Raw genomic sequence first — 25,186 nt, 5'->3', positions numbered from 1 at the left:
CAGTATACCGGTGTGACCGGGGGCACCCCCGTAACATCACGTCCGAAACGGCCTCCCACAGCACATGCCGGACGCGGGGCGGACGGGTACGCCGAGGACGATCCGCCGCTTTCGACGCCTCCGGCGTGGGTAGTGCAGTATTGCAGGGGTGAGGATGATGATGGCGGCACTGGTCGCGGCGGTAGCACTGATAGCTGTCGTCGGGGCGTCCTACGTGTCGCTGACGGTGAGCGCCGTCGTCGTCGTCGTTCTGATCCTGGTGGCCGCTTTCGGGTGGCCGCATCTGCTGGGAGTTCCGGCGCGCAAGAGCCAGTCCACGGCGATCGCGCTCAGTGCCCTTGCGGCCAGCGCCGCTGCCTACTTCTCCCCGTCCGGGGCAGCGCTGACCTGGCTGCCCGTTGCGGTGGCCCTCGGTGTCGGGGCGATCTTCCTCATCCAGCTCATCCGGGGAACCGGCCAGAGCCACCGCCTCGAGTCAACGCTCGGGGCGAGTTCCGGCGTGCTGATCGTCGCGCTGGGGGCCGGCTGGATCGCCGCCGAGAACCTCGGGTTGAACGCGGGAACCTCCGGTGTCACGCTCGTTACGGGAATCAGCGTCCTGAGTGCGATCGCCACCGCTCTGCTGCCCTGGCCCGACCGCATGGTGGGGCCGCTCGGTGTTGTCCTCGCGGCGCTCGCGGGGCCCCTGTGCGCACTGATTTTCACGGACGTCGAAGGCCTTGCCGCCGCAATCATCGGCGCGGTGTGCGGCGCCGTCGTCATGGCCGGCCGCCGCCTCGTGATCAGCCGGGATGCGCCGCTCAACACGGCGGCCGTTCTCGCCGTGGGTGTCGCTCCGATCCTGGGCATCGGCTCGCTTGCCTACTTCCTCGAACGGCTCCTGCTGAGCTGACGCGCGTATTTCGCGCAACTGTTCACCGTGGCGCAGGCGGCGGAAACACAGCGTTAGGATGGACCCATGTCAATTCTTGCGCTGGAAATCTTCTTCATCTCCCTGTTGGTGATCGCGGGCCTGGGCATGGGCGGCTTCGCTCTGCTCGTCATCACGCGCCTGTACAAGGGCCAGAAGTAACTTCCGCTGATCCATGTCTTTCGAGATTCCTACAGATCTGACCCCTGAGCTTGTTCCGCTGTCCTGGCTGCTGGGCAGCTGGGAGGGCTCCGGCCGGCTGGGCGAGGGCACCGCTGATTCCGAGCACTTCTTCCAGCGTGCCGTGTTCACCCAGCACGGACTGCCCTATGTGCAGTACACCGCTGAGAGCTGGCTGACGGATGAAGAGGGCAATACGCTCCGACCGCTGTCGGTGGAGACCGGCTTCTGGGCGCTGGACCGCAAACTGAACGACGCCGACGTCGGGCCGGGCCTGTCTCCTGCGGATATCGTGCCCGCCCTGAAGAGCGCTGACGAGGTTGAGCAGTTCCGTAATGAGGCGGGCGGCTTCGACATCACGGCCACGATCGTTCACCCGGGCGGCATCGCCGAGCTGTACTACGGCAGCATCAAAGGCCCGCAGATCCAGCTTTCCACGGATCTCGTGATGCGCGGCCAGCACTCCAAGGACTACTCGGCGGCCACGCGTCTGTTCGGGCTGGTCAACGGAGACCTCTACTGGCGCTGGGACATCGCGGCGGACGGCAGTTCGCTGGAGCCGCACGCCTCCGCGATCCTCAGGAAGGCGTCCTGAGTAGCACTGCAGACCGCCCGGGTGCGCCGCTGGAATACCCTGTGCCGGAATACCGCTTGCCGCTCATGACGTTGCCAACGGTATGACCTACTCAAGCCCGCTACTTTCCCTGCCCGGCGCAGTGGCTGCCGGTGCACCCGATGAGGGCGTGGCAGCGCACTACGGCGATCCGCTCCGCGAACAGCGCGCCCTTGCCCGCGGAGAGGCCGTCGTCGACCTCTCCCACCGCGGAGTCGTCACCGTGACCGGCCCGGACCGGTTGAGCTGGCTCAACACGCTTTCCTCCCAGCTCCTGCTCGACCTGGCGCCGGGTGAATCCACTGAGACGCTCCTGCTCACCGTGCAGGGCCGGATCGAGTACAGCCCCAGCGTGGTCGACGACGGCGCCACCACCTGGTTGCTGACCGAAAGCTGGGAAGCTGCACCCCTTGCGCAATGGCTTGACCGCATGAAGTTCATGCTCCGTGTGGAGATCGCAGACGTCACTGCGGACTGGGCCACGCTCGGTTCAGTCCGGCCGGTCGAGCGGTTCGCTGACAACCTCAGCTGGGCCGACGCCTGGCCGCACATCCGCACGGGCGGATACTCCTACAGCGTTGTCGGGGAGGATTCACACCCCGGTGCTGAGCGGCCCTGGTATGAGTACCTGATTCCCCGAGCTGAACTCGCGGGAGCGGTGGAGGGGCTCACGCTGGCCGGCACGATGGCGTCGGAGGCACTGCGGATCGCCGCCTGGCGCCCGCGGCTGGGTGTTGAGACGGACGAACGCACCATCCCGCACGAGCTGGACCTCCTCCGCACGGCCGTCCACCTGTCAAAGGGCTGCTACAAGGGCCAGGAGACCGTCGCCCGCGTGCACAACCTCGGGCATCCGCCGCGGCGGCTCGTCTTCCTGCAGCTGGACGGAAGCCAGCACACCCTCCCTGAGCGCGGCAGCGCCGTCGTCGTCGGGGGCCGGACGGTGGGTACGCTCACGTCCGTCGGACAGCACTACGAAATGGGCGCTGTGGGCCTCGCGGTCATCAAGCGCAGCGTGGATCCGGGAGCGACCGTGGAGGTGGTCGACGGCGAAGAGCACTACGCCGCCACGCAGGAACTGATCGTTGCCACGGACGCCGGTCAGGTTGTCGGCCGTCCCACCGGACTGCTGAAAGGCGGCAGAGGATGACCGGACAGGACACCCCGGATCCTTCCGCTGACGCGGCAATCGCACTCGCCCACCGCCTCCTCGACGCAGCGCGTGAGGGCGACGGCGCAACGCTGCGGAAGTACCTCGATGCCGGCGTGCCGGCAACGCTGACCAACGCCGCCGGGGACAGCCTCGTGATGCTCGCCGCCTACAACGGGCACGCGTCGGTGGTTGCCGACCTGCTTGCACGCGGAGCCGATGCGGCGGCTGCCAATGACCGGGGCCAGACCCCGCTGGCCGGTGCGGTCTTCAAGGGCTACGCCGATGTGGCGAAAGAGCTGCTCAGTGCAGGCGCCAGCCCGGACGCCGGAACGCCGTCGGCCCGCGACGCCGCAACCATGTTCGGTAGGGCGGACATGCTCGAGCTGTTCACCTAGTCCTGCTGTTTGGTCTCTTCGGGCATAGCGCCGCCCTCCAGTACAACTGACGTCTGGGTCCCTGCGTAAACGAATCCCGCGCGGAGCGCGGTGCGCTGTGAGGCCACATTGTCGGTGCGCGCACGCCACTGTGGAATCAGTCCGGCAGCCATCGACTCCTCCACCGCGACCGACACGGCATAGGACGCGCGGCCCTGCCGCCGTTCAGCCGGCGCCGTGAGCACGCCGAGGTGGGCAAGGATGCCCTTCCAGATGTCATAGCCGGCACCGGCGAGGGGCAGCAGCGGTTCGGAGGTCTCGTCCACGAGGACGCACGTGTTCTCCATGGCGCTCAGCCCCACCTCGGCCACATCGTCCGGCGGGCAGAGCCGCTCGAGGGCAAGCGCGTGCCCGGGGTCGCTGCTGACCGGCGGCCCGCTGTCCGGGAAGGACGGCAGGGTGTCGCAGAAGTACAGGGACGCTTCGCCGAGCCCGCGTCCACCGTGCGGACGGCTCATCGACAGCAGCGTTGAATGCTGTGAAAGTTCGATGCCGGACAGACCCCTGGCCGCGTCCACCGCCCAGGTGGGACCGACCAGTGCTTCCTTCCCGAAGAGGGACACGAACCTGAGCAGCGGCGCGTTGTTGTCCTCACGGTAGATGCGGTCCCGGCCGCCTGCCATGGCGTCGTCGTCGAACCCCAGCAGCCTGGACCAGGCGAGCTGGATGATCGAGATGGTGCCGGGTTCAAGGTTCATGGAAACGACGTTAGCGGTCGGACGTCCAGCCGGCGGTACTCAGCCGAAGAGGATGGCCGCTTCGTCGTAGCGGTGCTGCGGCACGGACTTGAGGTTGCCCAGCGCCGCTTCGAAGCCCACATGGGCAATTTCGGTGCCGTTCAGCGAGACCATGGTGCCCCACAGCCCGTCGATGACCGAGTCGACGGCGGCCATGCCAAGGCGGGTGGCCAGGACCCGGTCGAATGCCGAGGGGACGCCGCCGCGCTGGATGTGACCGAGGACGGTGGCGCGGGTTTCGATCCCCGTGCGGGCCTCGATCTCGGGAGCCAGCTGGTCCGCGATGCCGCCCAGGCGCGGTCTGCCGAAGGTGTCCAGCCCACGCTCGGAATGCGCCTGCTCCATGTGCGCGGGGACAAAGCCCTCGGCGACGACCACCAGCGGTGCGCGGCCGCGGTCGCGGGCGTCGGTGACCCACTCGCACACCTGCTCGATGGAGGTCCGCTGTTCGGGGATGAGGATGGCGTGTGCACCGGAAGCCATGCCGGCGTGAAGGGCGATCCAGCCCACATGGCGGCCCATCACTTCGGCCACCATGCAGCGCGAGTGCGATTCACCGGTGGTGCGGAGTCGATCAATGGCTTCAGTGGCGATCTGCACTGCCGTGTCGAAGCCGAAGGTGTAGTCGGTGGCGTCGAGGTCGTTGTCGACTGTCTTCGGCACGCCGACGATCTTCAGGCCGGCGTCCGTGAGGCGCTTGGCGGCAGCCAGTGTGCCTTCACCGCCGATGGCGATCATCGCGTCGATACCGAGCCGATCGAGCGTGGCCTTGATCGCATCCGGACCGCCGTTGCCGTCGAACGGGTTGGTGCGGGACGTACCAAGGATGGTGCCGCCCTGTTTGGAGATACCCCGGACCGCATGCCGCGGAAGCTCGATGATGTCGCCTTCCACCACCCCACGCCAGCCGTCACGGAACCCCACGAACTCGAGGTTGTCGGTCTTGATGCCCTTCAGGACAGCTCCGCGGATCACCGCGTTGAGCCCGGGGCAGTCGCCTCCGCTGGTGAGGATTCCGATCTTCATGTAAGGCGTTTTCCAATCAATCGTGGACTTGGGTGATCTGGTCAGGCGCCTCCTTGAGCCACGTATGATTCTAGACACATTTGCGGCAGGGTCCTCTTTATGTCCCGGTCGGCAGGGCAGGGTGCGCCGATGCTGCTTCCGTCAGCGCGCCGACGGAAGCAGTCCGCGCTCCATGGCAACAACGACGGCGCGGGTTCGGTCATCGACGTCCAGCTTGGCGAAGATCCGGAGCAGATGCGTCTTGACCGTAGTTTCCGCGATGAAGAGTGCGGCTGCGATATCCGGGTTGCTCATTCCCTGTGCCACTGCCTGGAGCACTTCGACCTCCCGGCGGGACAGCGCAGGCGTACCCGGTGCCCGTAGCCGGGAAACAAGCTTCGCCGCAATCGGCGGTGCCAATACAGTTTCGCCGCGTGCGGCCGCAAGGACCGCGTCGATGAGCGTCTCACCGGGAGTGTCTTTCAGGAGATAGCCCACCGCACCTGACTCGACTGCACGCACGATGTCGGCATCGCCGTCGTACGTTGTCAGCACCAGGACCTTGATGGCTGGGTTGACGCTCAGCAGTTCGGCGGTTGCCTCCGCCCCGTCCAGTTCCGGCATGCGCAAATCCATAAGAACGACGTCGGGCAACTGCGTAGCGCTCGCAGTGACGGCTTCCCTGCCGTTCCCGGCATCTCCGATCACCAGCAATCGGTCATCTGTACTCAGCAGTGCACGAAGACCGGCGCGCACGATGGGGTGGTCGTCAACGATCAGTACGCGGACGCCGGCACCGGCGGTGGGTTCTGTCATGGCTTCGGGATTTCTCCGGTGGCGTGTGGTGCGAGTGGCACGGTCATGGTCACTCGCGTTCCGTGACCCGGTGCGCTGTCCACGGCAAGTGTTCCGGAGATTTCGGCCAATCGTGTCCGCATCGACGTCAGCCCGTAACCGCCGTTGCTGTCTTCTTGAGGGAAGCCGCGGCCATTGTCGCTCACCATCAGCACCAGGTTGCCGCCCTGCGTATCGACGGTCAACCGCACCTCTTCGGCGTGGCTATGCCGCCGAACGTTACTCAGGGCCTCCTGGGCGCAGCGCAACACGGCAATCTGCTCCGGTGAGGTCAACGGTGGCAGCACGTCCGGAAGGAACACCTCGGCCCTGCGGCCATCCCGGCCGGTGGCTTCCCCCAACCGGCGCAACGCCCCCAGCAGGTCCCCGCCCTGCAGTTGCGACGGGCCCGCAGACGCGATGAGCGCGCGCGCTTCCCGCAAATTCTCCCGCGCTGTCTCACCGATCGCTGCAAGCTCGCCGGGGATGCCGCCGCCTGTCGGAGCACGGCGCAGCCTTGCCTGCGCCGCTTCGGTCAACATGACAATCGACGTGAACCCCTGAGCGAGAGTGTCGTGAATCTCCCGTGACATGCGCTCCCGCTCGGCCATGGCACCCTGCTGTTTGTGGGCCTCGGCGAGCTCCGCCCGGGTCGCCTCGAGGGAGGCGATCAGCTGCCCGCGGTCCTCGCTCTGGTCGATGATCTTGTAGATCCACAGCCCGATCATGCTGGATCCGAGGAAAGACACAAGCACCTGCAGACCCACGCTCCTCAGATTCTCAGGGTCTGTGCCCGTGAGGTTCAGCTGGCCCATGGCGACCACGACACACAGGATGGCGGTGGCGACAAGACCCCTGCGTGGGGTGTTCGAGAACATCCAGATTTGGGGGAAGGCGACAAACAAAAGGATGGCGCCGTAACTCGACAGGAATGCTGACAATCCAACGGTGCAGACAAGCAGCACGACGTAGGCCGTCGGCCGCCAGCTCCCGAGGTGCTGCAGCCGGGTGAGGAACGGGTAGGCGGTTGCGAGGACTCCAAGAGCCACAAGCATGGCGGCCCTCGTCCAATCGCCGTCCACCAGCAGCAGGACAACGAGCACCACCACCGACAGCACCGTGTAGAAGCCGACATGCCACCAGCGCATTCCGCGCAGCCACACTGAATTGTCCGGTAGGAGGGGGACGCTCCGATCGGCTGGAGTGGTCATGGAATTACTGTACGACCGCACCTGCCCGCCCACACCGGCCTCAATCACTTTTGCGGCGGCCAGCGGAAGGTCAGCAGAGTCACCATGAGGCCCACGACCAGCCAGAGCCCGATGACGACGGCGGACAGGCCCAGGTTCCAGACCCCTCCCGGCTCTACTGTCGCCCAGCCCTCCGGCAGTAACACCGAGCGGAAGCCGCTGGCGGTCCAGCGGAGCGGCGTCAGGTCAGCGATGCTGCGCAGCCAGTCCGGAATCTGGGAGAAGGGGAAGTAAATGCCCGAGATGAAGGCGAGGAGAAGGGGCGGAACAGCGGACATGGTGGACGCCGACTGCGCCGATCTGGCGATGCAGGCGAAGGCGATCCCAATGACTGACCATGCGGCTGTGGCACCCAGCAGAAGCCAGGCGAACGTCAGCCACGCGGTCGTCGTCGTCGGTAGCTCGACACCGAACAGGAAGCGCGCGCCCAGCAGGAGGAGGGCCGTCTGGGTCAGGATCAGGATCAGCGTCAGTCCGGTCTTGCCCAGGAAGTAGGACAACCGGGGCAGCGGCGTACCGGCCAGCCGCTTGATGCTGCCGTTGAACCGTTCGGCGGTCACATAGCCGCTGAGGTTCTGGAATCCGCTGAGGATGGTGGCTAGAGCCAGCATGCCTGGCAGGAAGTATTCGGCCGGGCGCAGCAGGGACTCCGGCCGGGAGGGGTCGCCCATGCTGGGTTCGTTACCGAAGACGCTGCTGAAGAGCGCCATCATGATCAGTGGGAAGAAAAGGGTGAACACGAGTGCCGACGGATCCCGCCAGAACATTGTGACCTCAAGGCGTGTCCGCCGCCAGCCAAGGGCAAGGGTGTTCGGCTGCCAGGGACGGCGCCGTGCGTTCGAGGGCACCCCGGTCGGGGCCGTCGCTGCTGGTGTACTCATGATGCTTCTCCACTGGGTGTGCCGTGCTGCTTGAGCAGCTCAAGATAGATGTCTTCCAGGCTCGGTACCTGCACCTGCAGGTTCCGGGGCTCATGGGTGCCGCCTGCGCTGAGCAGGTGCACCAGCTCAGCCGGCCGGTCGGTGATTTCCTCATGCGGGCCGCCGTCGTCGGTCCAACTCACGCGGGGCCGCCGGAGTGCGGCACCTCCCAGCGTGCGGGGCGCGCCCTCGGCGACAAGCCGGCCCCCGGTGATGATGCCCAGCCGGTCCGCCAGCTGTTCTGCTTCATCGAGGTAGTGGGTGGTCAGCACAATGGTTGTGCCGTCCGCCCGGAGGCTGCGGATCAGTCCCCAGAAGGCACGCCGCGCATCGGGATCGAATCCCGTGGTGGGTTCATCCAGGAAAAGCAGCTCGGGGTTGCCGACGAGGCCCAGCGCCACATCGACCCTTCGGCGCTGACCGCCTGACAGTGTGCTGATGCGTTGGGTCTCCTTGCCTTCGAGCCCGACCGCCGCGATCAACTCATCCACCCTTCGCGGATTGGGGTAGTACCCGGCGAGGGCATGCAGCACTTCGGCGACCCGAAGCTCGCCGGAGTCGGTCGCCTCCTGCAGGACAATGCCGATCCGGGCCCGGAAGGAGGCGGGTGCCCTGTACGGAGCCATTCCCAGAACGGTCACTCTGCCGGAGGTGGGCTTGCGGTGGCCTTCCAGGATCTCGATGGTGGTGCTTTTCCCGGCACCGTTGGGCCCCAGCAGGGCGTACGTTTCCCCTGCCTGGATCGACAGGCTCAGGTTGTCGACGGCGGGAATGACGCCGGACTTCTGCCGGTAGACCTTGGTGAGGTTCTCGACCTCGATCGGCACATCGTGGTGTCTGGCCGCGTCATTGGGCGGGGTCGGGTGAACGGTGGGAGTTTCCATGCCTCAAGACTGCTCCGCGCAGGCAGGTCCGGGTAAGCATCTACAGACTGAATGGGGGTGTCCACCGGTTGGTGGACACCCCATTCCTCAAGGCTGAATTCAGCGGTTGGAGACGAGCTTCTCCAGCGCAATGGTCCCGTCAGTCTTGGGAAGCAGCAGCCAGAGAACCACATACACCGGTGGGCCGATGACGGGCAGCAGGAAGCTGAGCAGGATGCCGATCCTCACCAGTCCCACGGACCAGCCGAACCTGAGGGCGATGCCGGAGGCGATGCCGCCGAACCAGCCGCCCGGTGCGCGTTTGATGGGGGAGGAGCGGAGGGCGTTGAAGAAGGAGTTCATAGGTCCATGCTTTCGTAGTGGGGCGGGAATGTCACGGGGAGTGAGGTTTGGTGGATGCCGCCTCAGTTGCGCCGGTTCATTGAGAGGATGCCGCCGATGATCAGGGCCACGCCGGTGCCGACGAGGAGCACCATGACCACGAGTACCGGGTCAAGCACCAGGCCCGTCAGTTCGCCGGCCAGCACAAGCATGCCGATCACAATGGCGAGGACGCCCCAGATGATGGTTCCGGCGCGGGGCCGTGCGTCGTCGTCGTGCTTGGTGGGGTTGTGCTTGCCGGGATAAAGGGTGCTCATCGTTCCTGCCTGCTTTCGGGGTCCTGGAGTGCGTTCTCGTTGGTGGCGACAGTGATGTGGCTGACCACACCCCGCATGTCGAGGATGATGCGGGGGCCGTCCGCGTCCTCGTTCAGGTGAAGGGTCCGCGGCTGCCAGATCCCGCCGACGCTGGTGGTTTCACCGGCATTCACCACTTCGGTTGAGCTGAGCGCCAGCCTCGAACGCACATCCACTGGGACGCCTTCCGGAACCAGGATGCCGACGTTCCCCGCGGCTGCATTGACGGGGATGGTGACGTCCTCAGTGATGTCCTCCAGGCCGGTCAGGTCCACACGCCCCTGGCCGACGACGACGGTGTACCCCTCGGACGCCGGGCTTGCGGCCGTCATGGACCACCTGCCCTGATCGGCGAGCACCCAGTTGCCTGTCACGGGCGACGCTGACGAAAGAAGGGTGGCCGCGATCCCGACCGCGGCCAGGAAGCCGAGTCCGCCGGAAGTGCGCCCGCGAATCCCCAGCAGGACAATGCCCAGACCCAGAACGACGACGCCGGTCGCCAGCGCGACGGCGACGACACTGCCGCCGAGTGCCAGTACGCCGACGTAGTCAAGGACGAGCACGAGTGCTGCCAGGAGGAGCGCGCCGCCGAGGAAGATGGCGACGTCGGCTCCGGTGGGACGCGGTGCCGGCGGCTTAACCTTCACCGGAGGGCGGGTCGGGCCGATGAAGGGCCTCGTGGGGGGAGGTGTCGGCGAAGAGACATCGGTGGGTGCGGTACCGGGCGGCATGGTGCCGAATGGTGGCGCGCCTGTTGCAGCGGTGCCGGCCTTGAAGGATTCGGTCGGCACCGTGCCCGTGCCGGTGCCCGTGTCGGTAGGCCTGCCGGTGCCTGTTCCATCGCTGCTGTTTTTGTTCCGGTTGGCGTTGGAGATCCAGTAGACGATGAACACCGCCACGCCGATCCAGAACAGACTCCAAATGAACCCGCCGAACCCGCCGGTATTGCCGAAGAACGGTGCATTGGGACGCCACAACCCGAGGAGGGAAACAACGAGGGCGCCGGTCATGCCGGAGGTCCAGCTGCCGCGGGCGGCGGATTCCGCGTGGATGCGACCGTCTGGTTCCGGCAGCAGGGCCCACGCCAGCCCGTAGGCCAGCAGGCCGATGCCGCCGAAGATTGCGAGCACTACAAACAGTCCGCGGACCAGGACGACGTCCAGCCCGGTTCGTGCGGAAACACCGGTTGCGACTCCGCCGATCCAGCGGTCCTGACCGCGGGTAACCCGCAGGCTTCGGATCCAGCCGAAGAAGCCGGCGCCGGAACCGGTGCGTGAGGCGCCGCCGGATGCGGGGGATTCCGGGGTGCGGTCAGTGTCCCGGGGCGAGGAGGAAGGGTCATCATGGGAGTTCATATCTTCATCCTTGTCGTCCGCCGGCCTTCCAACCATCGGGGCTGACCCTGAACCACCCCTGAGCTACGGCGGGATTCCCCTGAGAACGGGTAACGCTGAGCCCTGAGCGTGCTTGGATTGACTCATGAGGCCCCCGCTGCTCCGCTCCGACGATGCCCTGATCGCGGGCGTCTGCGGTGGCCTGGCGGCGCACCTCGGAGTCTCGCTGCGGGCGGCCCGCATCTCCATGGTGGCGCTCTCCCTGGTGGGCGGTGCCGGCGTCGTTCTCTATGGCTGGCTGTGGCTGCTGGTTCCAACCACCGAAGAACGACGACGGGGCGTAGCGACGCCCGCCGGACTGCGGCTGGGTGCGCCCGTCCTCGCAGGACAGGGATCCAAACCGGCCCGGTCATTCGGTGCGGCGGGCAGCCGGGAAGTGATGATCGGCGTCGGGCTCCTCGTGGTCGCGGCCGCATTCGTGGCGCAACAACTCGGGGTAACCGTCCAGTGGGGCTGGCTGGTGCCGGTCGGTGCGGTTGCCCTCGGCGCGGTGCTCGCGTGGTCCCAGCTGGACGAGGCCCGCCGTGCCCGGCTGATGGATCATGCGGGCGCCACCCGGGCTGAAGGTGTGGCGCGGCTTGCGGCCGGTCTGGTCCTGGTGATGGTCGGGCTGTTGATCCTCGTGTCCGGGTCGCTGTCCTGGGAGTTCACCTGGCCGGTGCTCCTGGCCACTGCGGCGGTGCTTGGCGGCGTAGGGCTGGTGCTGGCGCCGTGGGGGCTGAAGTTCTGGAAGGACCTTGAGGCTGAGCGGTCGGCGCGCGTCCGCGAAACCCAGCGGGCGGAAATCGCCGCCCACCTTCACGACTCCGTGCTGCAGACGCTGGCGCTGATCCAGAACCGCGCCGCCTCGGAACAGGACGTCATCCGGCTGGCGCGCGCCCAGGAGCGGGAGCTGCGGCGGTGGCTCTACGCGGACACGGCTGCGCGGACCGGCAACCTCGCGGACCGCATCAAGGCGGTTGCAGCGGAGGTGGAAGAGGAATACGGGCATCCCGTCGATGTCGTCTCCGTCGGAGAGGCACCCCTGACCCGGCGGCAGGATGCCCTGGTGCAGGCAACCCGCGAGGCCATCCTCAACGCAGCCAAGCATGCGGGCGGCGCCGTCTCCGTCTATCTTGAGGCAGGGACCGCAGTTTCGCAGGTCTTTGTCCGCGACCGCGGTGCGGGATTTGACCCCGAAGCTGTCCCGCCTGACCGGCTGGGTATCCGCGAATCGGTCATCAACCGCATGCAGCGCCATGGGGGTACTGCCCGGATCCGCAGTTCGGAGACCGGAACGGAAGTTCAACTGACCATGCCGGAAGAGGAAGCAGGAGCTTCGCATGACTGAGCCGATCACCGTCGTCGTCGTTGATGACCACGCCATTTTCCGGTCCGGAGTGAAGGCCGATCTCGACAGTCGTGTCCGGGTTGTCGGCGAGGCAGCCACGGTGGAGGAGGCCATTGCGGTCATCCGGGAGCAGCAGCCCCAGGTGGTCCTCCTTGACGTCCACCTGCCGGGAGGGAAGGGCGGCGGAGGCGCCGAGGTGATCGCAGGGTGCGGAGACGTCCGCCAGTCCACGCGTTTCCTGGCGCTCAGCGTGTCCGATTCCGCCGAAGACGTGGTGACCGTCATCCGGGCCGGTGCCCGCGGATATGTCACCAAGACCATCACGGGGGCCGACATCTCCAACGCAGTGCTCCGCGTGGCGTCAGGAGATGCGGTGTTCTCGCCGCGGCTGGCCGGGTTTGTACTCGATGCCTTCGGTACCGCAGCGGTGGCCGCCGCCGACAGCGAGCTCGACCGGCTGTCCGCCCGGGAACTCGAAGTGATGCGGCTGATCGCCCGCGGCTACAGCTACAAGGAGGTTGCGAAGGAACTGTTCATCTCCATCAAGACCGTCGAGACCCACGTCTCGGCCGTGCTGCGGAAGCTGCAGCTCTCCTCCCGGCACGAGCTCACCCGTTGGGCGGCGGAGCGCCGGCTCCTTTAACCGGGCCGTTCGGTGGCTGGCGCGGGTGCCGCCCGACGGCCACCGCGGGCCTGCCCGCTCCGCGATGCCCAACCACTCCGGGGCATCGCGGTGGCCGTCGGCCGGCGCGAAAGTCACCGGGCCCGCGGCGGCTGCCGCAACGCGGGAGGAGAGCGTCAGCGCGCTGAACCGAGGAACTCCTGGAGGCGGCCGACGCCGGTCGCGAGGTCCTCGTCGCCGAGCGCGTAGGACAGGCGAAGATATCCGCTCGGTCCGAAAGCCTCACCGGGAACCACGGCAACTTCGACCGTGTCGAGGATCAGGGCCGCCAGTTCCGCCGACGTGGCCGGCCGTGCACCGGCGAGTTCCCTGCCCAGGAGTTCGCGCACATCCGCATAGGCGTAGAACGCGCCGTGCGGAGTGGGGCACTGGATACCGTCAATGTCGTTCAACCCGGAAACCATGGCACGACGACGGCGGTCAAAGGACTTCTTCATCTCCTCCACCGCGGTCAGTGGTCCCGACACAGCTGCGAGAGCTGCCATCTGGGACACATTGGCCACGTTCGAGGTTGCGTGCGACTGCAGGTTGGTGGCCGCCTTGACCACATCCTTGGGGCCGATCATCCAACCGACGCGCCAGCCGGTCATTGCGTAGGTCTTGGCCACGCCGTTCAGGATCACTACGCGGTCGCCCAGCGAGGGCGCGGCTGTCGCAATCGAGGTGAACGGGACGTCGTCGTACGTGAGGTGTTCGTAGATCTCGTCTGTCACTACCCACAGGCCGTGACCGGCCGCCCACTCACCGATTTCGCGAACCTGTTCCGGGGAGTACACCGAGCCGGTGGGGTTGGAGGGGGAAACGAAGAGCAGGATCTTGGTGCGCGGTGTCCGTGCGGCCTCGAGCTGGTCGATGGTGACCAGGTAGGACTGTTCAGGGCCGGCGAAAACCTCGACCGGGACTCCTCCGGCCAGCCGGATGGCCTCCGGGTAGGTGGTCCAGTACGGGGTCGGCACCAGCACCTCGTCGCCCGGGTCGAGCAGCGTGGCGAAGGACTCGTAGACTGCCTGCTTGCCGCCGTTGGTGACCAACACCTGTGCCGGGTCCACCTGGTAACCCGAATCGCGCAGGGTCTTGTCGGCAACAGCCTGCTTGAGCTCCGGAAGGCCTCCTGCGGGGGAGTAGCGGTGGAACCGGGGCTGACGCGCGGCGTCGACTGCAGCATCCACGATGTAATCCGGTGTGGGGAAGTCCGGCTCGCCGGCGCCGAAACCGATCACAGGACGCCCGGCAGCCTTCAACGCCTTCGCCTTCGCATCTACGGCCAGCGTCGCGGACTCAGCGATCGCTCCGATTCGCTGGGACACGCGTCCGTTGGAGTGCTGGGACAGGGCATCAGCGGCAGTCATGGTCTTCCCGTCAGTCGAGGTGGGTCTGTCTTGGAGATGAAATAGGGTTCAGTAACCCTTGTCTCAGCTTAGGGCTTACCCACTGAACGAAGCCTGTCCCGACGCACTGGATGACAGGGGAAGAGACGTCGGAATGCGTGTGGCTCGTCCGGTTCGACGTTGCGTCCCTGATTGCGTAGACTAGTTCCTCGGTGTTGAAGTCGCCATGATGGTTCGTGCCTGCACAGCGGTATTGCTGCGGGGCACTGGGCAGCAGCGAAGCTTCACTCCAAAGGGTAGTGGCGCAATTGGTAGCGCAGCGGTCTCCAAAACCGCAGGTTGCAGGTTCGAGTCCTGTCTGCCCTGCGCATCACCGTCATGGACAGCATGCGGCAGTGCGGCGTCGAACGCTCTATGAGTGATGGGTCAGTGCGGCCAGCTCAGGTACCTACAGGATTGGTGAGGTTGAAGGTGACCGATACGGCTGAAAGCAGCTCCAAGGGAAACCCCGCCGGCAAGCAGAATCCGAAGCGCGGGTTCTTCGGTCGGATCATCCTGTTTGTCCGTCAGGTCATCGCCGAACTGCGCAAGGTGGTTGTACCCACCCGCAAGGAACTGATCCGGTTCACCATCACAGTTCTGGTGTTCGTGATCATCATGATGCTCATAGTGACCGGTTTGGACTTCCTGTTCGGCACGGGCGCGGTGTGGGTCTTCGGCGACAACTAGTTTCTGTCCTCAAACGGCAGTATCGAGCAAGCACAGCAATTCAGAAAGCAGGCAGCTAGGTGTCCGAGCAAGAACTCGAACGACAGATCACAACCGACGAGGAAGATCTGGGTACCGAGGATCAGGTAACTGCAGCAGGTGCGGAAGACGCCCCTGCTGATACCGTTGCGCCCGCGGACAGTGAAAACTCCTCGGTCGAGGAAGGCACAGTTGACGAGGAAGACTCGGCTGACAGTGATGACTCAACTGACAGTGCTGACTCAACCGACGGGGAGGACTCGGCTGAAGAGGCTCCGGAACCCGAAGTCGACCCCGTCGCCGAATTCAAGTCGAAGCTGCGTCGCCAGGACGGCGACTGGTATGTGATCCACTCCTATGCCGGTTATGAAAACCGCGTGAAGGCAAACCTGGAAACCCGTATCCAGACCCTGGACATGGAGGATTTCATCTTCGAGATCCAGGTGCCGATGGAAGAAGTCGTGGAGATCAAGAACACCACGCGCAAGATCGTCAACCGTGTCCGCATCCCCGGTTACGTGCTGGTACGCATGGACCTCACCGATGAGTCCTGGGGCGCGGTTCGGCACACCCCCGGCGTTACCGGTTTTGTCGGGAACGCGCACGATCCCGTGCCGTTGAGTCTCAACGAGGTTTTCTCGATGCTGGAGCACACCATCGTGAAGAGCGGCTCCGAGACAGGAAAGCCGGCGCGCGCCCAGGCCACACCAGCGATGGTGAACTTCGAGATCGGCGAGTCCGTGACCGTCAACGAAGGTCCCTTCGAGACGCTTCCGGCCAGCATCTCGGAGATCAAGCCGGAGACCCAGCAGCTGGTTGTACTGGTTTCGATCTTCGAGCGTGAAACCCCGGTTACCCTCTCGTTCAGCCAGGTAACCAAGATCCAGTAAGTTTCGTCTTCGTCGGGTCCGCTTTGACCCGTCAGGACGGCCGGCCGCCACGCCATGGCGGTCACCATCCCCGGGACGCTCCTGTCCCGAGGAACGAATTGTAAGAAAAGGACCCTTTCATGGCCCCCAAGAAGAAGGTCACCGGCCTCATCAAGCTGCAGATCAACGCAGGCGCCGCCAACCCGGCTCCTCCGATCGGTCCCGCACTTGGCCAGCACGGTGTCAACATCATGGAGTTCTGCAAGGCATACAACGCCGCAACAGAATCCCAGCGCGGGAACGTTATCCCCGTGGAAATCACGGTGTACGAGGATCGCTCGTTCACCTTCGTCACCAAGACCCCTCCGGCTGCCGAGCTGATCAAGAAGGCTGCAGGCGTACAGAAGGGCTCGGCTACGCCGCATACCGTCAAGGTTGCCAAGCTGACCCGGGCACAGGTTGAGGAGATCGCCACCATGAAGATGGAAGACCTCAACGCCAACGATGTCCAGGCAGCTGCCAAGATCATCGCCGGCACCGCCCGGTCGATGGGCATCACCGTCGACAACTAAGCGTCGACAACTATTTCAATCAACGAAAGACACCGCGCCGAACCGGCACGGGATGTCTGTGGCAGGGCCGAGCGCGGTCCGCAGACCACGACTGCATAAGGAGAAAGAGCAGATGGCAAAGCGCAGCAAAGCATATGAGGCAGCTGCCGCCAAGATCGACGCGAACAAGCAGTACGCGCCGGTAGAGGCAGTGGCCCTGGCGAAGGCAACCAATCCTTCGTCGTTCGACGCAACGATCGAGGTGGCTTTCCGCCTCGGCGTGGATCCCCGTAAGGCAGACCAGATGGTGCGCGGCACCGTCAACCTGCCGCACGGTACCGGCAAGACCAAGCGCGTCCTGGTCTTCGCAACAGGTGAAAAGGCTGAGGCGGCAATCGCCGCTGGAGCCGATTTCGTCGGATCAGACGACATGATCGAGAAGGTAGCCGGCGGCTGGGTCGATTTCGACGCAGCAGTTGCAACCCCGGACCTCATGGGCAAGGTTGGCCGACTCGGCAAGGTACTGGGTCCCCGTAACCTGATGCCCAACCCGAAGACCGGTACCGTCACCCCTGACGTCACCAAGGCTGTCACCGACATCAAGGGTGGAAAGATCGACTTCCGTGTCGACAAGCACTCTAACCTTCACTTCATCATCGGCAAGGTTTCCTTCGATGAGACCAAGCTGGTTGAGAACTACGCGATCGCGCTGGAGGAAGTGCTTCGTCTGAAGCCTTCAGCCTCCAAGGGCCGCTACATTCAGAAGGCAACGGTTACCACCACCTTCGGACCGGGCATCTCGGTTGACCCCAACGTCACCAAGGTTCTGGCAGACGCATAAGGATCTGAGTGGAAAAGGCGGGTGCAGCTGTTGCTGCACCCGCCTTTTGCGTTGGATGTACCACCCAGCGCCGGGGTCGGCAGGGAAAGTGATTGACATTTCCCAATCAGGGGGCGATGATTCAGACCATGACCACTACCGACGTGAGTATCCGGCCGTATGCACTCCCGGTGTCACTGGACGTGCCGGAGGCCCAGCCATTCATTGCCGCTTCTGAGCTCAGCAACCTCATTGAGCGCGAGGTGTGGGGCAATGATGATCACTGCCACACAGCGCAGACACGGTTCGAGAGCTCGAAATCCAACGATTACGAGGAGCGGACCATCTTCCTTGCTTTCGAGGGGGAGCGGGTGGTTGGCAAGGCCGTGGTCGACGTACCGCTCACGGACAATCTTCAAACCTGCTACGCATTGGTCATTGTCCATCCGGAGCGCCGCAGGATGGGCTTCGGCTCAGCCCTCTATGCCGCCGTGGAGGATCTTGCGCTGCAGTGCGGACGCTCTACGATCATGGGCTGGACGGATCACCGCGCCGGTTTCGACCCAACCGAGGTGCTCACTCCCGCAACAGGAGCAGGCGCCTTCCCGTCGACGTCGCTCGCGGCCCGGTTCGCCACTGCCCATGGATTCTCCCTGGCGCAGGTGGACCGCTGCAGCGTTCTGCCGGCGGATTGGGACAGCAGTGCGCTCGCAGCGCTTGGTGTCGACGCAGTCCGGATCGCTGGGCCGGACTACGCGGTGGTGGACTGGGTGGACCGCTGCCCGGATGAGCTCCTCGAGGAGTACGCACACTTGCGGAAGACCATGAGCACCGATGTCCCCATGGGTGAGCTGGACTGGGAAGAGGAGATCTGGGACGGGGCGCGCGTCCGTGAGAATGAGGACCGCCTCGCGCGGGAGGGTGGCAATAGCCTCGTCAGGGCCGTTCTGCACAGGCCGAGCGGACAGCTGGTCGGTCACACCATCCTCGAAAGGCGGGCGGAGAATCCTGGGACGGTGTACCAGGAGGACACCCTGGTACTTTCCGCCCACCGAGGGCATCGCCTTGGGATGTGGCTGAAGGCAGCGAACCTGCTTGCCGTCGTCGATGTCTGGCCGGAGACGCGGCAGATCTACACCTGGAATGCCGAAGAGAACCGGCACATGCTGGACGTGAATATCGAGCTTGGGTTTACGCCCGAGGGGTATACCGCTGCCTGGCAGAAGAAGCTGAAGACCGCGCAATGAAGGGACGGGCGGCCCGATTTGGCCGCTCCGTCCCGGTCCCGTAAGATTGGGGGACCAAAGACCGTCGGTCGATGAACACCCATGTTCCTGAATCCGTTCAGTTCGTGATGTCCATCTGAAAGTTCCCGTAAGGGCGGCCAGCGCAGGTGAACGAAGCTCAACCTTCCGAGGAGCAGTAAGCTCCAATGTGGTCAAGCCCCGTGCATCTGCGCGGGGCGTTTTTATTGGGCCGATCACCGGCACCAATTCCCCGGAAGGAGGGTTATGGCAACGCCAACAAAGGTTACGGCCGTGGATGAGATCACCACCGATTTCAAGGAATCCACCGCCGCTGTCCTAACCGAATACCGTGGGCTCTCCGTTGCACAGCTCAAGGAACTGCGCCGCTCGCTCGGTGCGGAAACCAAATACGCTGTCGTCAAGAACACCCTGACTGGCATTGCAGCCAAGGAAGCCGGCATCGACGCGTTCGAAGGCCAGCTTGCCGGACCCACTGCAATCGCTTTCATCAAGGGTGACGCCGTTGCTGCGGCAAAGAGCCTGACGGATTTCGCGAAGACCAACCCACAGCTCGTCATCAAGACCGGTTACTTCGAGGGCAAGTCCCTCGACGCCTCGGCGGTAATTGCTCTTGCTGCTCTTGAGTCGCGTGAGTTCCAGCTGGCCCGTGTGGCAGGTGTCCTCAAGGCACCCATGTCCGCACTTGCCCGCACCGTCGATGCCCTGCGCATCAAGTTGGATGAGAACGGGGACGCTGCACCCGCGGCAGAAGCCGTTGCTCCCGCGGCAGAGGAAGCACCCGCAGCAGCGGATGCCGCACCTGCCGAGGCTGCTGAAGCTGCAGCCGCCCCCGAAGAGAAGTAATTCTCTTACCCACCACACTCCCGGTGCCGCGCGCACCATATCAGGAAGGATGCTTTTGCCATGGCGAAGCTCACCAACGAAGAGCTCATTGAGGCCTTCAAGGAACTGTCCATCATCGAACTCTCGGACTTCGTAAAGCTGTTCGAGGAGACCTTCGACGTCACCGCTGCTGCCGTTGCAGTTGCAGGCCCAGGCGGCGGCGGCGCAGGCGAAGCTGCTGAGGAAGAGAAGGACTCCTTCGACGTCATCCTCGAAGCTGCCGGCGACAAGAAGATCGCGGTCATCAAGGAAGTTCGCGCCCTCACCTCCCTCGGCCTGAAAGAGGCCAAGGATGTTGTGGACAGCGCTCCCAAGGCTGTTCTCGAAGGCGCCAACAAGGAAACGGCAGAGAAGGCCAAGGAGGCCCTCGAGGCTGCCGGCGCTACCGTCTCCCTCAAGTAGGTTCTTCGAACTTTCCAAAACAGCCCCGGAACCGTATGGTTCCGGGGCTGTTTTGTGTCTGCGGCTCCATGTCTGCGGCAGGGGCAGAGCCCAGCAGGCGTCAGTCGCGGTACAGCAGCAGTGCCTCGCCCTGGCCGCCGCCGCCGCAGAGGGAAACGGCGGCTTTTCCGCTGCCCCGGCGCTGCAGTTCCAGCGCCGCGTGGAGGGCAAGCCGCGCGCCCGATGCGCCGATGGGGTGGCCGAGGGCAATCGCTCCGCCGTGGATGTTGCATTTATCGAGCGGCAGGTCCAGGTCCTTGAGGGACTGGCAGGCAACGGAACCAAACGCTTCGTTGATCTCCACGAAGTCGAGGTCAGCGGTGCTCCACCCCGCGCGTTCGAGGGCCTGTTCAATCGCGCGTGACGGCTGGGAGTGCAGCGAATTGTCAGGTCCTGCCACCTGGCCGGGACGCCCGACGACGGCAAGAACCTCCCAGCCGTTGGCTTCCGCATTCTGCCGGCTGGTGAGCACCAGGGCGGCCGCGCCGTCGGACAGTGGAGAGGAGTTCCCCGCCGTGATGGTGCCGTCCTTCGCGAACGCCGGCTTCAGCCCGGCCAGGGTTTCGACGGTGGTGTTGGGCCGCAACCCCTCATCGGCGGAGACAACGAGGTCATCGCCCTTGCGTTGCGGTACGTGCACGGGAACGATCTCGTCCTTGAACACTCCGGACTCTGTTGCTGCCGCCGCACGCTGGTGCGAGGACGCTGCAACCTCATCCTGGGCCGTCCGGTCGATGCCAAGGCCGGTGTTGCCTCGTTCGGTGGACGCTCCCATTGATTCGGAGTCGAAAGCGTCAGTGAGGCCATCATGCGCAACGGAGTCAACGGCGGGCATTGTCCCGTAGGTCCAGCCCTGGCGGGCACCCGGCAGCAGATGGGGGCCGTGCGTCATGGATTCCTGCCCGCCGGCGACGACGACGTCCGCCTCCCCGCTGCGGATCAGCCGTGCGGCGTCAATCACCGCGGTCAGGCCGGAAAGGCAGACCTTGTTGACGGTCACAGTGGGAACATTCCACCCGATGCCGGCCTTGATGGAGGTCTGCCGCGCCGGGTTCTGGCCACAGCCGGCCTGCACGACGTGGCCCAGGATGACGGCGTCCACATCCGCGGCCGAGACTCCGGACCGTTCAAGCGCACCGGCAACGGCGAAGGCGCCGAGTTCGACTGCGGTGAAGGCTGCCAACTGTCCATTGAGACGGCCCTGCGGAGTGCGTGCACCACCTACGATGACAACATCCTGGGGGGTTTGCTCGAGGCTGTTCATGGGAGATTCCGCTCGCTTTCGTCATCGAATTGCACGGCGCATGGTGCTGCCGGCGCGTCCTTCTTCAAGATTACCGCCACGTCCCACTATTTCAGCTAATGATCATTCACTGAACCCTCTTGCCGCCGTCGATGTCCGCTGAACCCGTATACCACATCCGGTTGGACATTGTCGCTACCCTGACGTACAGTAGATATTTGCGTCTTCCCTCATAACCTCAGCCTTCATATAGCGGTGGGCTTTGCCACGCATTCGTCATTTAACGGACAAAGTCCCGTCGGTTTCCCTAGTCGGTTTCCCTGTGGACTGTATCCGGTGTGCGAGTGCGGGCGTCAGGTTGGCACCTCACCGGTGCGGGGAGTGATCGTAAGAACACGCCTGTTGGTCTGTGGAAGGATCCCTCTTGGTCGCCCCGAGCACCTCACTTAATGCAACCGCTACCAGCCAGGTCGACGCCGACGGCGCCGCACCCCGGCTATCATTCGCAAAGATTCACGAACCGCTGGACGTTCCCAATCTTCTTGCCCTACAGACAGACAGCTTTGACTGGCTGGTAGGCAACGAGCGCTGGAAGGCGCGCGTTGAAGAAGCGCTGAAACAGGGCCTCCAGGGTGTGGCCACCACTTCCGGCCTGGCTGACATCTTCGAAGAGATCTCTCCGATCGAGGACTTCCAGGGCACCATGTCCCTGAGCTTCTCGGAGCCTGAATTCGCTGATCCGAAGTACACCATGGCTGAGTGCAAGGACCGCGACGCAACCTACGCGGCCCCGCTGTACGTCAAGGCCGAGTTCATGAACAACAACACGGGCGAGATCAAGCAGCAGACCGTGTTCATGGGCGACTTCCCGCTGATGACGGAGAAGGGTACGTTCGTCATCAACGGCACCGAGCGTGTCGTTGTCTCCCAGCTCGTTCGTTCCCCCGGCGCATACTTCGAGCGCGCTGCGGACAAGACCAGTGACAAGGACATCTTCAGCGCGAAGATCATCCCGTCACGCGGTGCCTGGTTCGAGCTCGAGATCGACAAGCGCGATCAGGTCGGCGTACGCCTTGACCGCAAGCGCAAGCAGTCGGTCACCGTGCTCCTCAAGGCGCTCGGCTGGACTGAAGGCCAGATCCTCGAGACGTTCGGCGAGTACGACTCCATCCGCGCCACCCTCGAGAAGGACGCCACGGAGACCCAGGAAGACGCCTTGCTGGATATCTACCGCAAGCTCCGTCCGGGAGAGCCGCCCACGGTCGAGGCTGCCAAGACGCTGCTCGACAACCTGTACTTCAACTCCAAGCGCTATGACCTGGCGAAGGTTGGCCGGTACAAGATCAACCGCAAGCTCGGCATCGACAAGAACCTGGGCGATTCCGATGCCTCGGTCCTGAACATCGATGACATCGTCGCGATGATCAAGTTCCTGGTTGCCCTCCACGCCGGTGAGACCACCCTGGCGGGCAAGCGCGACGGCGAAGACGTGGAGCTCCGCGTTGAGGTTGATGACATCGACCACTTCGGCAACCGCCGCATCCGCGCCGTTGGCGAGCTCATCGAGAACCAGGTCCGTACGGGCCTGTCCCGTATGGAGCGCGTTGTCCGTGAGCGGATGACCACCCAGGACGTCGAGGCGATCACGCCGCAGACCCTGATCAATATCCGTCCGGTTGTCGCTGCGATCAAGGAGTTCTTCGGAACCTCCCAGCTGTCGCAGTTCATGGACCAGAACAACCCGCTCGCCGGCCTGACGCACAAGCGTCGCCTGTCCGCGCTGGGCCCGGGTGGTCTCTCCCGCGACCGCGCCGGTATGGAAGTCCGTGACGTCCACCCGTCGCACTACGGACGTATGTGCCCCATTGAAACTCCTGAAGGCCCGAACATCGGCCTCATTGGTTCGCTGGCGTCCTACGGCCGGATCAACACCTTCGGTTTCATCGAGACTCCGTACCGCAAGGTCGAGAACGGCATCGTCACCGACCAGATCGACTACCTCACGGCAGACGACGAAGTTGAGCGGCTGATCGCCCAGGCCAACGCACCGCTTGATGCAAAAGGCAAGTTCGAAGAGGACATGGTCCTCGTCCGTACCCGTGGTGGCTCAGGCGAGCCCGTCCTGGTGGTGGCGGCTGACGTTGAGTACATGGATGTCTCCCCGCGCCAGATGGTGTCCGTCGCTACCGCGATGATTCCGTTCCTGGAGCACGACGACGCCAACCGCGCCCTCATGGGTGCGAACATGCAGCGCCAGGCCGTGCCCCTGCTCCGTTCCGAGCGCCCCCTCGTGGGCACCGGCATGGAGCGGAACGCCGCCGTTGATGCCGGTGACGCAGTGACCGCCAACAAGGCCGGCGTGGTGTCCGAGGTGTCGGCTGATCTCGTGACCGTGCTGAACGACGACGGCACGGAGACCAACTACCCGATCATGAAGTTCGCGCGCTCCAACCAGGGCAACGCCTACAACCAGCGTGTGCTGGTTGCCGACGGCGACCGCGTCGAATACAACACGATCATCGCGGACGGTCCCTCCACGGACCAGGGCGAGCTCGCGCTCGGCAAGAACATGCTTGTTGCGTTCATGTCCTGGGAAGGCCACAACTTCGAGGACGCGATCATCCTGTCCCAGCGCATCGTCTCAGACGATGTCCTGACCTCGATCCACATCGAGGAGCATGAAGTCGATGCCCGCGACACCAAGCTCGGTGCCGAGGAAATCACGCGTGACATCCCCAATGTCTCCGAGGAGGTGCTTGGCGCGCTCGACGAGCGCGGCATCATCCACATCGGTGCAGAGGTTGAGGCCGGCGACATCCTGGTTGGCCGTGTCACCCCCAAGGGTGAGACGGAACTGACCCCGGAGGAGCGCCTGCTGCGCGCCATCTTCGGTGAGAAGAGCCGCGAGGTCCGCGACACGTCGCTCAAGGTTCCCCACGGTGAGTCGGGCACGGTCATCGGTGTCCGCATCTTTGACCGCGACAATGACGACGAGCTGCCCCCGGGCGTCAACCAGTTGGTCCGCGTCTACGTTGCACAGAAGCGCAAGATCACGGACGGCGACAAGCTGGCCGGCCGTCACGGCAACAAGGGCGTCATCTCCAAGATCCTGCCGATCGAGGACATGCCGTTCCTCGAGGACGGAACACCGGTTGATATCGTCCTGAACCCGCTGGGTGTTCCGGGCCGCATGAACGTCGGCCAGGTCCTTGAGATCCACCTTGGGTGGGCTGCCAAGCAGGGCTGGAAGATCGAGGGCGAGCCCGAGTGGCTCAAGAACCTTCCGAACCTTCCCCGGGAGATCGACACCACCACCGTCGCAACTCCCGTGTTCGACGGTGCCACCGAGGATGAGATCGTCGGCCTGCTCGGTTCCACGAACGTCACCCGCGACGGACACCGCCTGATCGGCGAGTCCGGCAAGGCGCGCATGTTCGACGGCCGCTCCGGCGAGCCGTTCCCGGATCCGATCTCCGTTGGCTACATGTACATCCTGAAGCTTCACCACCTGGTGGACGACAAGATCCACGCCCGGTCCACCGGCCCGTACTCGATGATCACGCAGCAGCCGCTGGGTGGTAAGGCGCAGTTCGGCGGGCAGCGCTTCGGTGAGATGGAAGTGTGGGCCCTCGAGGCTTACGGTGCGGCCTACACGCTGCAGGAACTCCTGACCATCAAGTCGGATGATATCCACGGACGCGTCAAGGTGTACGAGGCAATCGTCAAGGGCGAGAACATTCCCGAACCGGGTGTTCCGGAATCCTTCAAGGTTCTGATCAAGGAAATGCAGTCGCTGTGCCTGAACGTGGAAGTACTCTCCACCGACGGCACCACGATTGAGATGCGTGACTCGGATGAAGAAGTCTTCCGGGCCGCGGAAGAGCTGGGTATCGACCTCTCACGGGCCGAGCCGAGTTCTGTCGAAGAGGTTTAGCTGCTTTCGCACCGCACCGGGGATTGAACTCCGGTGCGGTGTACAGCTGAGCTCCTGCCGCACCCACGAGACTTTGTGAATTTAGAGAAGAGAGACAGGG

General features: G+C 64.5%; 25 protein-coding genes and 1 tRNA gene. 15 read left to right on the top strand and 11 right to left on the bottom strand.

Translation table 11 applies throughout. The features are described from left to right. Window positions 1–154: 154 nt before the first annotated feature. The 4 genes from JOD47_RS02965 (at window position 155) to JOD47_RS02950 (ending at window position 3,251) form a co-directional block, all read left to right on the top strand. On the top strand, window positions 155–892 hold the full coding sequence (locus tag JOD47_RS02965) for a hypothetical protein (RefSeq protein WP_239547985.1): 738 nt from the start codon (window positions 155–157) through the stop codon (window positions 890–892). 193 nt (window positions 893–1,085) lie between these two features. Next, window positions 1,086–1,685 carry a nitrobindin family protein gene (locus tag JOD47_RS02960; RefSeq protein ID WP_204531783.1) on the top strand — a complete coding sequence of 200 codons (600 nt, stop codon included), beginning with the start codon at window positions 1,086–1,088 and terminating at the stop codon, window positions 1,683–1,685. 82 nt (window positions 1,686–1,767) lie between these two features. Then, on the top strand, window positions 1,768–2,853 hold the full coding sequence (gene ygfZ / locus JOD47_RS02955; RefSeq protein WP_204531781.1) for a CAF17-like 4Fe-4S cluster assembly/insertion protein YgfZ: 1,086 nt from the start codon (window positions 1,768–1,770) through the stop codon (window positions 2,851–2,853). After that, the gene (locus JOD47_RS02950; RefSeq protein WP_204531779.1) at window positions 2,850–3,251 is read left to right on the top strand and encodes an ankyrin repeat domain-containing protein; all 402 of its coding nucleotides are present in this window, start codon (window positions 2,850–2,852) and stop codon (window positions 3,249–3,251) included. Before ygfZ ends, JOD47_RS02950 begins: the two co-directional genes overlap by 4 nt. Here the strand turns inward: JOD47_RS02950 and JOD47_RS02945 are convergent. From JOD47_RS02945 to JOD47_RS02905, 9 genes are all read right to left on the bottom strand, one after another. Continuing rightward, entirely contained in the window at window positions 3,248–3,988 is a 741-nt protein-coding gene (locus tag JOD47_RS02945; protein WP_204531777.1) for a GNAT family N-acetyltransferase, read from the bottom strand. The genes JOD47_RS02950 and JOD47_RS02945 overlap by 4 nt on opposite strands. Window positions 3,989–4,027: 39 nt before the next feature. Then, the gene (locus JOD47_RS02940; RefSeq protein ID WP_204531775.1) at window positions 4,028–5,053 is read right to left on the bottom strand and encodes a 6-phosphofructokinase; all 1,026 of its coding nucleotides are present in this window, start codon (window positions 5,051–5,053) and stop codon (window positions 4,028–4,030) included. A gap of 141 nt (window positions 5,054–5,194) precedes the next feature. Beyond that, a complete protein-coding gene (locus JOD47_RS02935) occupies window positions 5,195–5,848 on the bottom strand; it encodes a response regulator (RefSeq protein WP_204531773.1) in 654 nt (217 codons plus the stop codon). Next, window positions 5,845–7,077 carry a sensor histidine kinase gene (locus JOD47_RS02930; RefSeq protein ID WP_204531771.1) on the bottom strand — a complete coding sequence of 411 codons (1,233 nt, stop codon included), beginning with the start codon at window positions 7,075–7,077 and terminating at the stop codon, window positions 5,845–5,847. Before JOD47_RS02930 ends, JOD47_RS02935 begins: the two co-directional genes overlap by 4 nt. A gap of 44 nt (window positions 7,078–7,121) precedes the next feature. Beyond that, the gene (locus tag JOD47_RS02925) at window positions 7,122–7,997 is read right to left on the bottom strand and encodes an ABC transporter permease (RefSeq protein WP_204531769.1); all 876 of its coding nucleotides are present in this window, start codon (window positions 7,995–7,997) and stop codon (window positions 7,122–7,124) included. Beyond that, window positions 7,994–8,920, bottom strand: a complete 927-nt coding sequence (locus JOD47_RS02920) for an ABC transporter ATP-binding protein (RefSeq protein ID WP_204531767.1) — start codon at window positions 8,918–8,920, stop codon at window positions 7,994–7,996. Before JOD47_RS02920 ends, JOD47_RS02925 begins: the two co-directional genes overlap by 4 nt. A gap of 99 nt (window positions 8,921–9,019) precedes the next feature. Further along, complete coding sequence (locus JOD47_RS02915; RefSeq protein ID WP_204531765.1) at window positions 9,020–9,262, bottom strand: PspC domain-containing protein; 243 nt, start codon at window positions 9,260–9,262, stop codon at window positions 9,020–9,022. A gap of 62 nt (window positions 9,263–9,324) precedes the next feature. Then, on the bottom strand, window positions 9,325–9,558 hold the full coding sequence (locus tag JOD47_RS02910) for a hypothetical protein (RefSeq protein WP_204531763.1): 234 nt from the start codon (window positions 9,556–9,558) through the stop codon (window positions 9,325–9,327). Continuing rightward, complete coding sequence (locus JOD47_RS02905; protein WP_204531761.1) at window positions 9,555–10,952, bottom strand: PspC domain-containing protein; 1,398 nt, start codon at window positions 10,950–10,952, stop codon at window positions 9,555–9,557. The genes JOD47_RS02910 and JOD47_RS02905 overlap by 4 nt, the downstream gene beginning before the upstream one ends. 124 nt (window positions 10,953–11,076) lie before the next feature. Here JOD47_RS02905 and JOD47_RS02900 point away from each other — a divergent pair, with 124 nt between their 5' ends. Together JOD47_RS02900 and JOD47_RS02895 are read left to right on the top strand one after the other, a co-directional pair. After that, a complete protein-coding gene (locus JOD47_RS02900; RefSeq protein WP_204531759.1) occupies window positions 11,077–12,321 on the top strand; it encodes an ATP-binding protein in 1,245 nt (414 codons plus the stop codon). Continuing rightward, the gene (locus JOD47_RS02895) at window positions 12,314–12,964 is read left to right on the top strand and encodes a LuxR C-terminal-related transcriptional regulator (RefSeq protein ID WP_204531757.1); all 651 of its coding nucleotides are present in this window, start codon (window positions 12,314–12,316) and stop codon (window positions 12,962–12,964) included. Before JOD47_RS02900 ends, JOD47_RS02895 begins: the two co-directional genes overlap by 8 nt. A 155-nt stretch (window positions 12,965–13,119) precedes the next feature. On the opposite strand, the gene JOD47_RS02890 is transcribed toward JOD47_RS02895, so the two are convergent. Further along, a complete protein-coding gene (locus JOD47_RS02890; protein WP_204531755.1) occupies window positions 13,120–14,352 on the bottom strand; it encodes a pyridoxal phosphate-dependent aminotransferase in 1,233 nt (410 codons plus the stop codon). Window positions 14,353–14,624: 272 nt separating this feature from the next. Between JOD47_RS02890 and JOD47_RS02885 the strand changes: the two genes are divergently transcribed. The 8 genes from JOD47_RS02885 (at window position 14,625) to rplL (ending at window position 19,870) form a co-directional block, all read left to right on the top strand. Further along, a tRNA-Trp gene (locus JOD47_RS02885) sits at window positions 14,625–14,697 on the top strand. Window positions 14,698–14,802: 105 nt separating this feature from the next. Next, the gene (gene secE, locus JOD47_RS02880; protein WP_307836187.1) at window positions 14,803–15,060 is read left to right on the top strand and encodes a preprotein translocase subunit SecE; all 258 of its coding nucleotides are present in this window, start codon (window positions 14,803–14,805) and stop codon (window positions 15,058–15,060) included. 59 nt (window positions 15,061–15,119) lie between these two features. Continuing rightward, window positions 15,120–15,968, top strand: a complete 849-nt coding sequence (nusG, locus tag JOD47_RS02875; RefSeq protein WP_204531754.1) for a transcription termination/antitermination protein NusG — start codon at window positions 15,120–15,122, stop codon at window positions 15,966–15,968. A 119-nt stretch (window positions 15,969–16,087) separates the two neighbouring features. Continuing rightward, complete coding sequence (gene rplK, locus JOD47_RS02870; RefSeq protein ID WP_204531753.1) at window positions 16,088–16,519, top strand: 50S ribosomal protein L11; 432 nt, start codon at window positions 16,088–16,090, stop codon at window positions 16,517–16,519. Between the two features lie 112 nt (window positions 16,520–16,631). Next, window positions 16,632–17,339, top strand: a complete 708-nt coding sequence (gene rplA, locus JOD47_RS02865; protein WP_204531752.1) for a 50S ribosomal protein L1 — start codon at window positions 16,632–16,634, stop codon at window positions 17,337–17,339. 128 nt (window positions 17,340–17,467) lie between these two features. Next, complete coding sequence (locus JOD47_RS02860; protein WP_204531751.1) at window positions 17,468–18,565, top strand: GNAT family N-acetyltransferase; 1,098 nt, start codon at window positions 17,468–17,470, stop codon at window positions 18,563–18,565. A gap of 264 nt (window positions 18,566–18,829) precedes the next feature. Continuing rightward, on the top strand, window positions 18,830–19,429 hold the full coding sequence (rplJ, locus tag JOD47_RS02855) for a 50S ribosomal protein L10 (protein ID WP_204531750.1): 600 nt from the start codon (window positions 18,830–18,832) through the stop codon (window positions 19,427–19,429). 60 nt (window positions 19,430–19,489) lie between these two features. After that, window positions 19,490–19,870 carry a 50S ribosomal protein L7/L12 gene (rplL, locus tag JOD47_RS02850; RefSeq protein ID WP_204531748.1) on the top strand — a complete coding sequence of 127 codons (381 nt, stop codon included), beginning with the start codon at window positions 19,490–19,492 and terminating at the stop codon, window positions 19,868–19,870. A gap of 100 nt (window positions 19,871–19,970) precedes the next feature. Here rplL and JOD47_RS02845 read toward each other — a convergent pair whose 3' ends face one another. After that, entirely contained in the window at window positions 19,971–21,173 is a 1,203-nt protein-coding gene (locus tag JOD47_RS02845; RefSeq protein WP_204531746.1) for an acetyl-CoA C-acetyltransferase, read from the bottom strand. Window positions 21,174–21,576: 403 nt separating this feature from the next. On the opposite strand from JOD47_RS02845, the gene rpoB reads away from it, so the two are divergent. Beyond that, window positions 21,577–25,086 (top strand): DNA-directed RNA polymerase subunit beta, encoded by a 3,510-nt coding sequence (gene rpoB / locus JOD47_RS02840; RefSeq protein ID WP_204531744.1) that lies wholly within the window; start codon window positions 21,577–21,579, stop codon window positions 25,084–25,086. Window positions 25,087–25,186 lie beyond the last annotated feature (100 nt).

It is taken from the genome of Arthrobacter tumbae, assembly GCF_016907495.1.
Classification (GTDB): Bacteria; Actinomycetota; Actinomycetes; order Actinomycetales; family Micrococcaceae; genus Arthrobacter_D; species Arthrobacter_D tumbae.
The sequence above is the reverse complement of the archived record's forward strand: the minus strand, read 5'-3'. Positions and strand labels throughout refer to the sequence as shown.

Coding starts and splice junctions, on each gene's coding strand:
- JOD47_RS02965 (WP_239547985.1), top strand. CDS start 155: ATGATGATGGCGGCACTGGTCGCGGCGGTAGCACTGATAGCTGTCGTC.
- JOD47_RS02960 (WP_204531783.1), top strand. CDS start 1,086: ATGTCTTTCGAGATTCCTACAGATCTGACCCCTGAGCTTGTTCCGCTG.
- ygfZ (WP_204531781.1), top strand. CDS start 1,768: ATGACCTACTCAAGCCCGCTACTTTCCCTGCCCGGCGCAGTGGCTGCC.
- JOD47_RS02950 (WP_204531779.1), top strand. CDS start 2,850: ATGACCGGACAGGACACCCCGGATCCTTCCGCTGACGCGGCAATCGCA.
- JOD47_RS02945 (WP_204531777.1), bottom strand. CDS start 3,988: ATGAACCTTGAACCCGGCACCATCTCGATCATCCAGCTCGCCTGGTCC.
- JOD47_RS02940 (WP_204531775.1), bottom strand. CDS start 5,053: ATGAAGATCGGAATCCTCACCAGCGGAGGCGACTGCCCCGGGCTCAAC.
- JOD47_RS02935 (WP_204531773.1), bottom strand. CDS start 5,848: ATGACAGAACCCACCGCCGGTGCCGGCGTCCGCGTACTGATCGTTGAC.
- JOD47_RS02930 (WP_204531771.1), bottom strand. CDS start 7,077: ATGACCACTCCAGCCGATCGGAGCGTCCCCCTCCTACCGGACAATTCA.
- JOD47_RS02925 (WP_204531769.1), bottom strand. CDS start 7,997: ATGAGTACACCAGCAGCGACGGCCCCGACCGGGGTGCCCTCGAACGCA.
- JOD47_RS02920 (WP_204531767.1), bottom strand. CDS start 8,920: ATGGAAACTCCCACCGTTCACCCGACCCCGCCCAATGACGCGGCCAGA.
- JOD47_RS02915 (WP_204531765.1), bottom strand. CDS start 9,262: ATGAACTCCTTCTTCAACGCCCTCCGCTCCTCCCCCATCAAACGCGCA.
- JOD47_RS02910 (WP_204531763.1), bottom strand. CDS start 9,558: ATGAGCACCCTTTATCCCGGCAAGCACAACCCCACCAAGCACGACGAC.
- JOD47_RS02905 (WP_204531761.1), bottom strand. CDS start 10,952: ATGAACTCCCATGATGACCCTTCCTCCTCGCCCCGGGACACTGACCGC.
- JOD47_RS02900 (WP_204531759.1), top strand. CDS start 11,077: ATGAGGCCCCCGCTGCTCCGCTCCGACGATGCCCTGATCGCGGGCGTC.
- JOD47_RS02895 (WP_204531757.1), top strand. CDS start 12,314: ATGACTGAGCCGATCACCGTCGTCGTCGTTGATGACCACGCCATTTTC.
- JOD47_RS02890 (WP_204531755.1), bottom strand. CDS start 14,352: ATGACTGCCGCTGATGCCCTGTCCCAGCACTCCAACGGACGCGTGTCC.
- rplK (WP_204531753.1), top strand. CDS start 16,088: ATGGCCCCCAAGAAGAAGGTCACCGGCCTCATCAAGCTGCAGATCAAC.
- rplA (WP_204531752.1), top strand. CDS start 16,632: ATGGCAAAGCGCAGCAAAGCATATGAGGCAGCTGCCGCCAAGATCGAC.
- JOD47_RS02860 (WP_204531751.1), top strand. CDS start 17,468: ATGACCACTACCGACGTGAGTATCCGGCCGTATGCACTCCCGGTGTCA.
- rplJ (WP_204531750.1), top strand. CDS start 18,830: ATGGCAACGCCAACAAAGGTTACGGCCGTGGATGAGATCACCACCGAT.
- rplL (WP_204531748.1), top strand. CDS start 19,490: ATGGCGAAGCTCACCAACGAAGAGCTCATTGAGGCCTTCAAGGAACTG.
- JOD47_RS02845 (WP_204531746.1), bottom strand. CDS start 21,173: ATGAACAGCCTCGAGCAAACCCCCCAGGATGTTGTCATCGTAGGTGGT.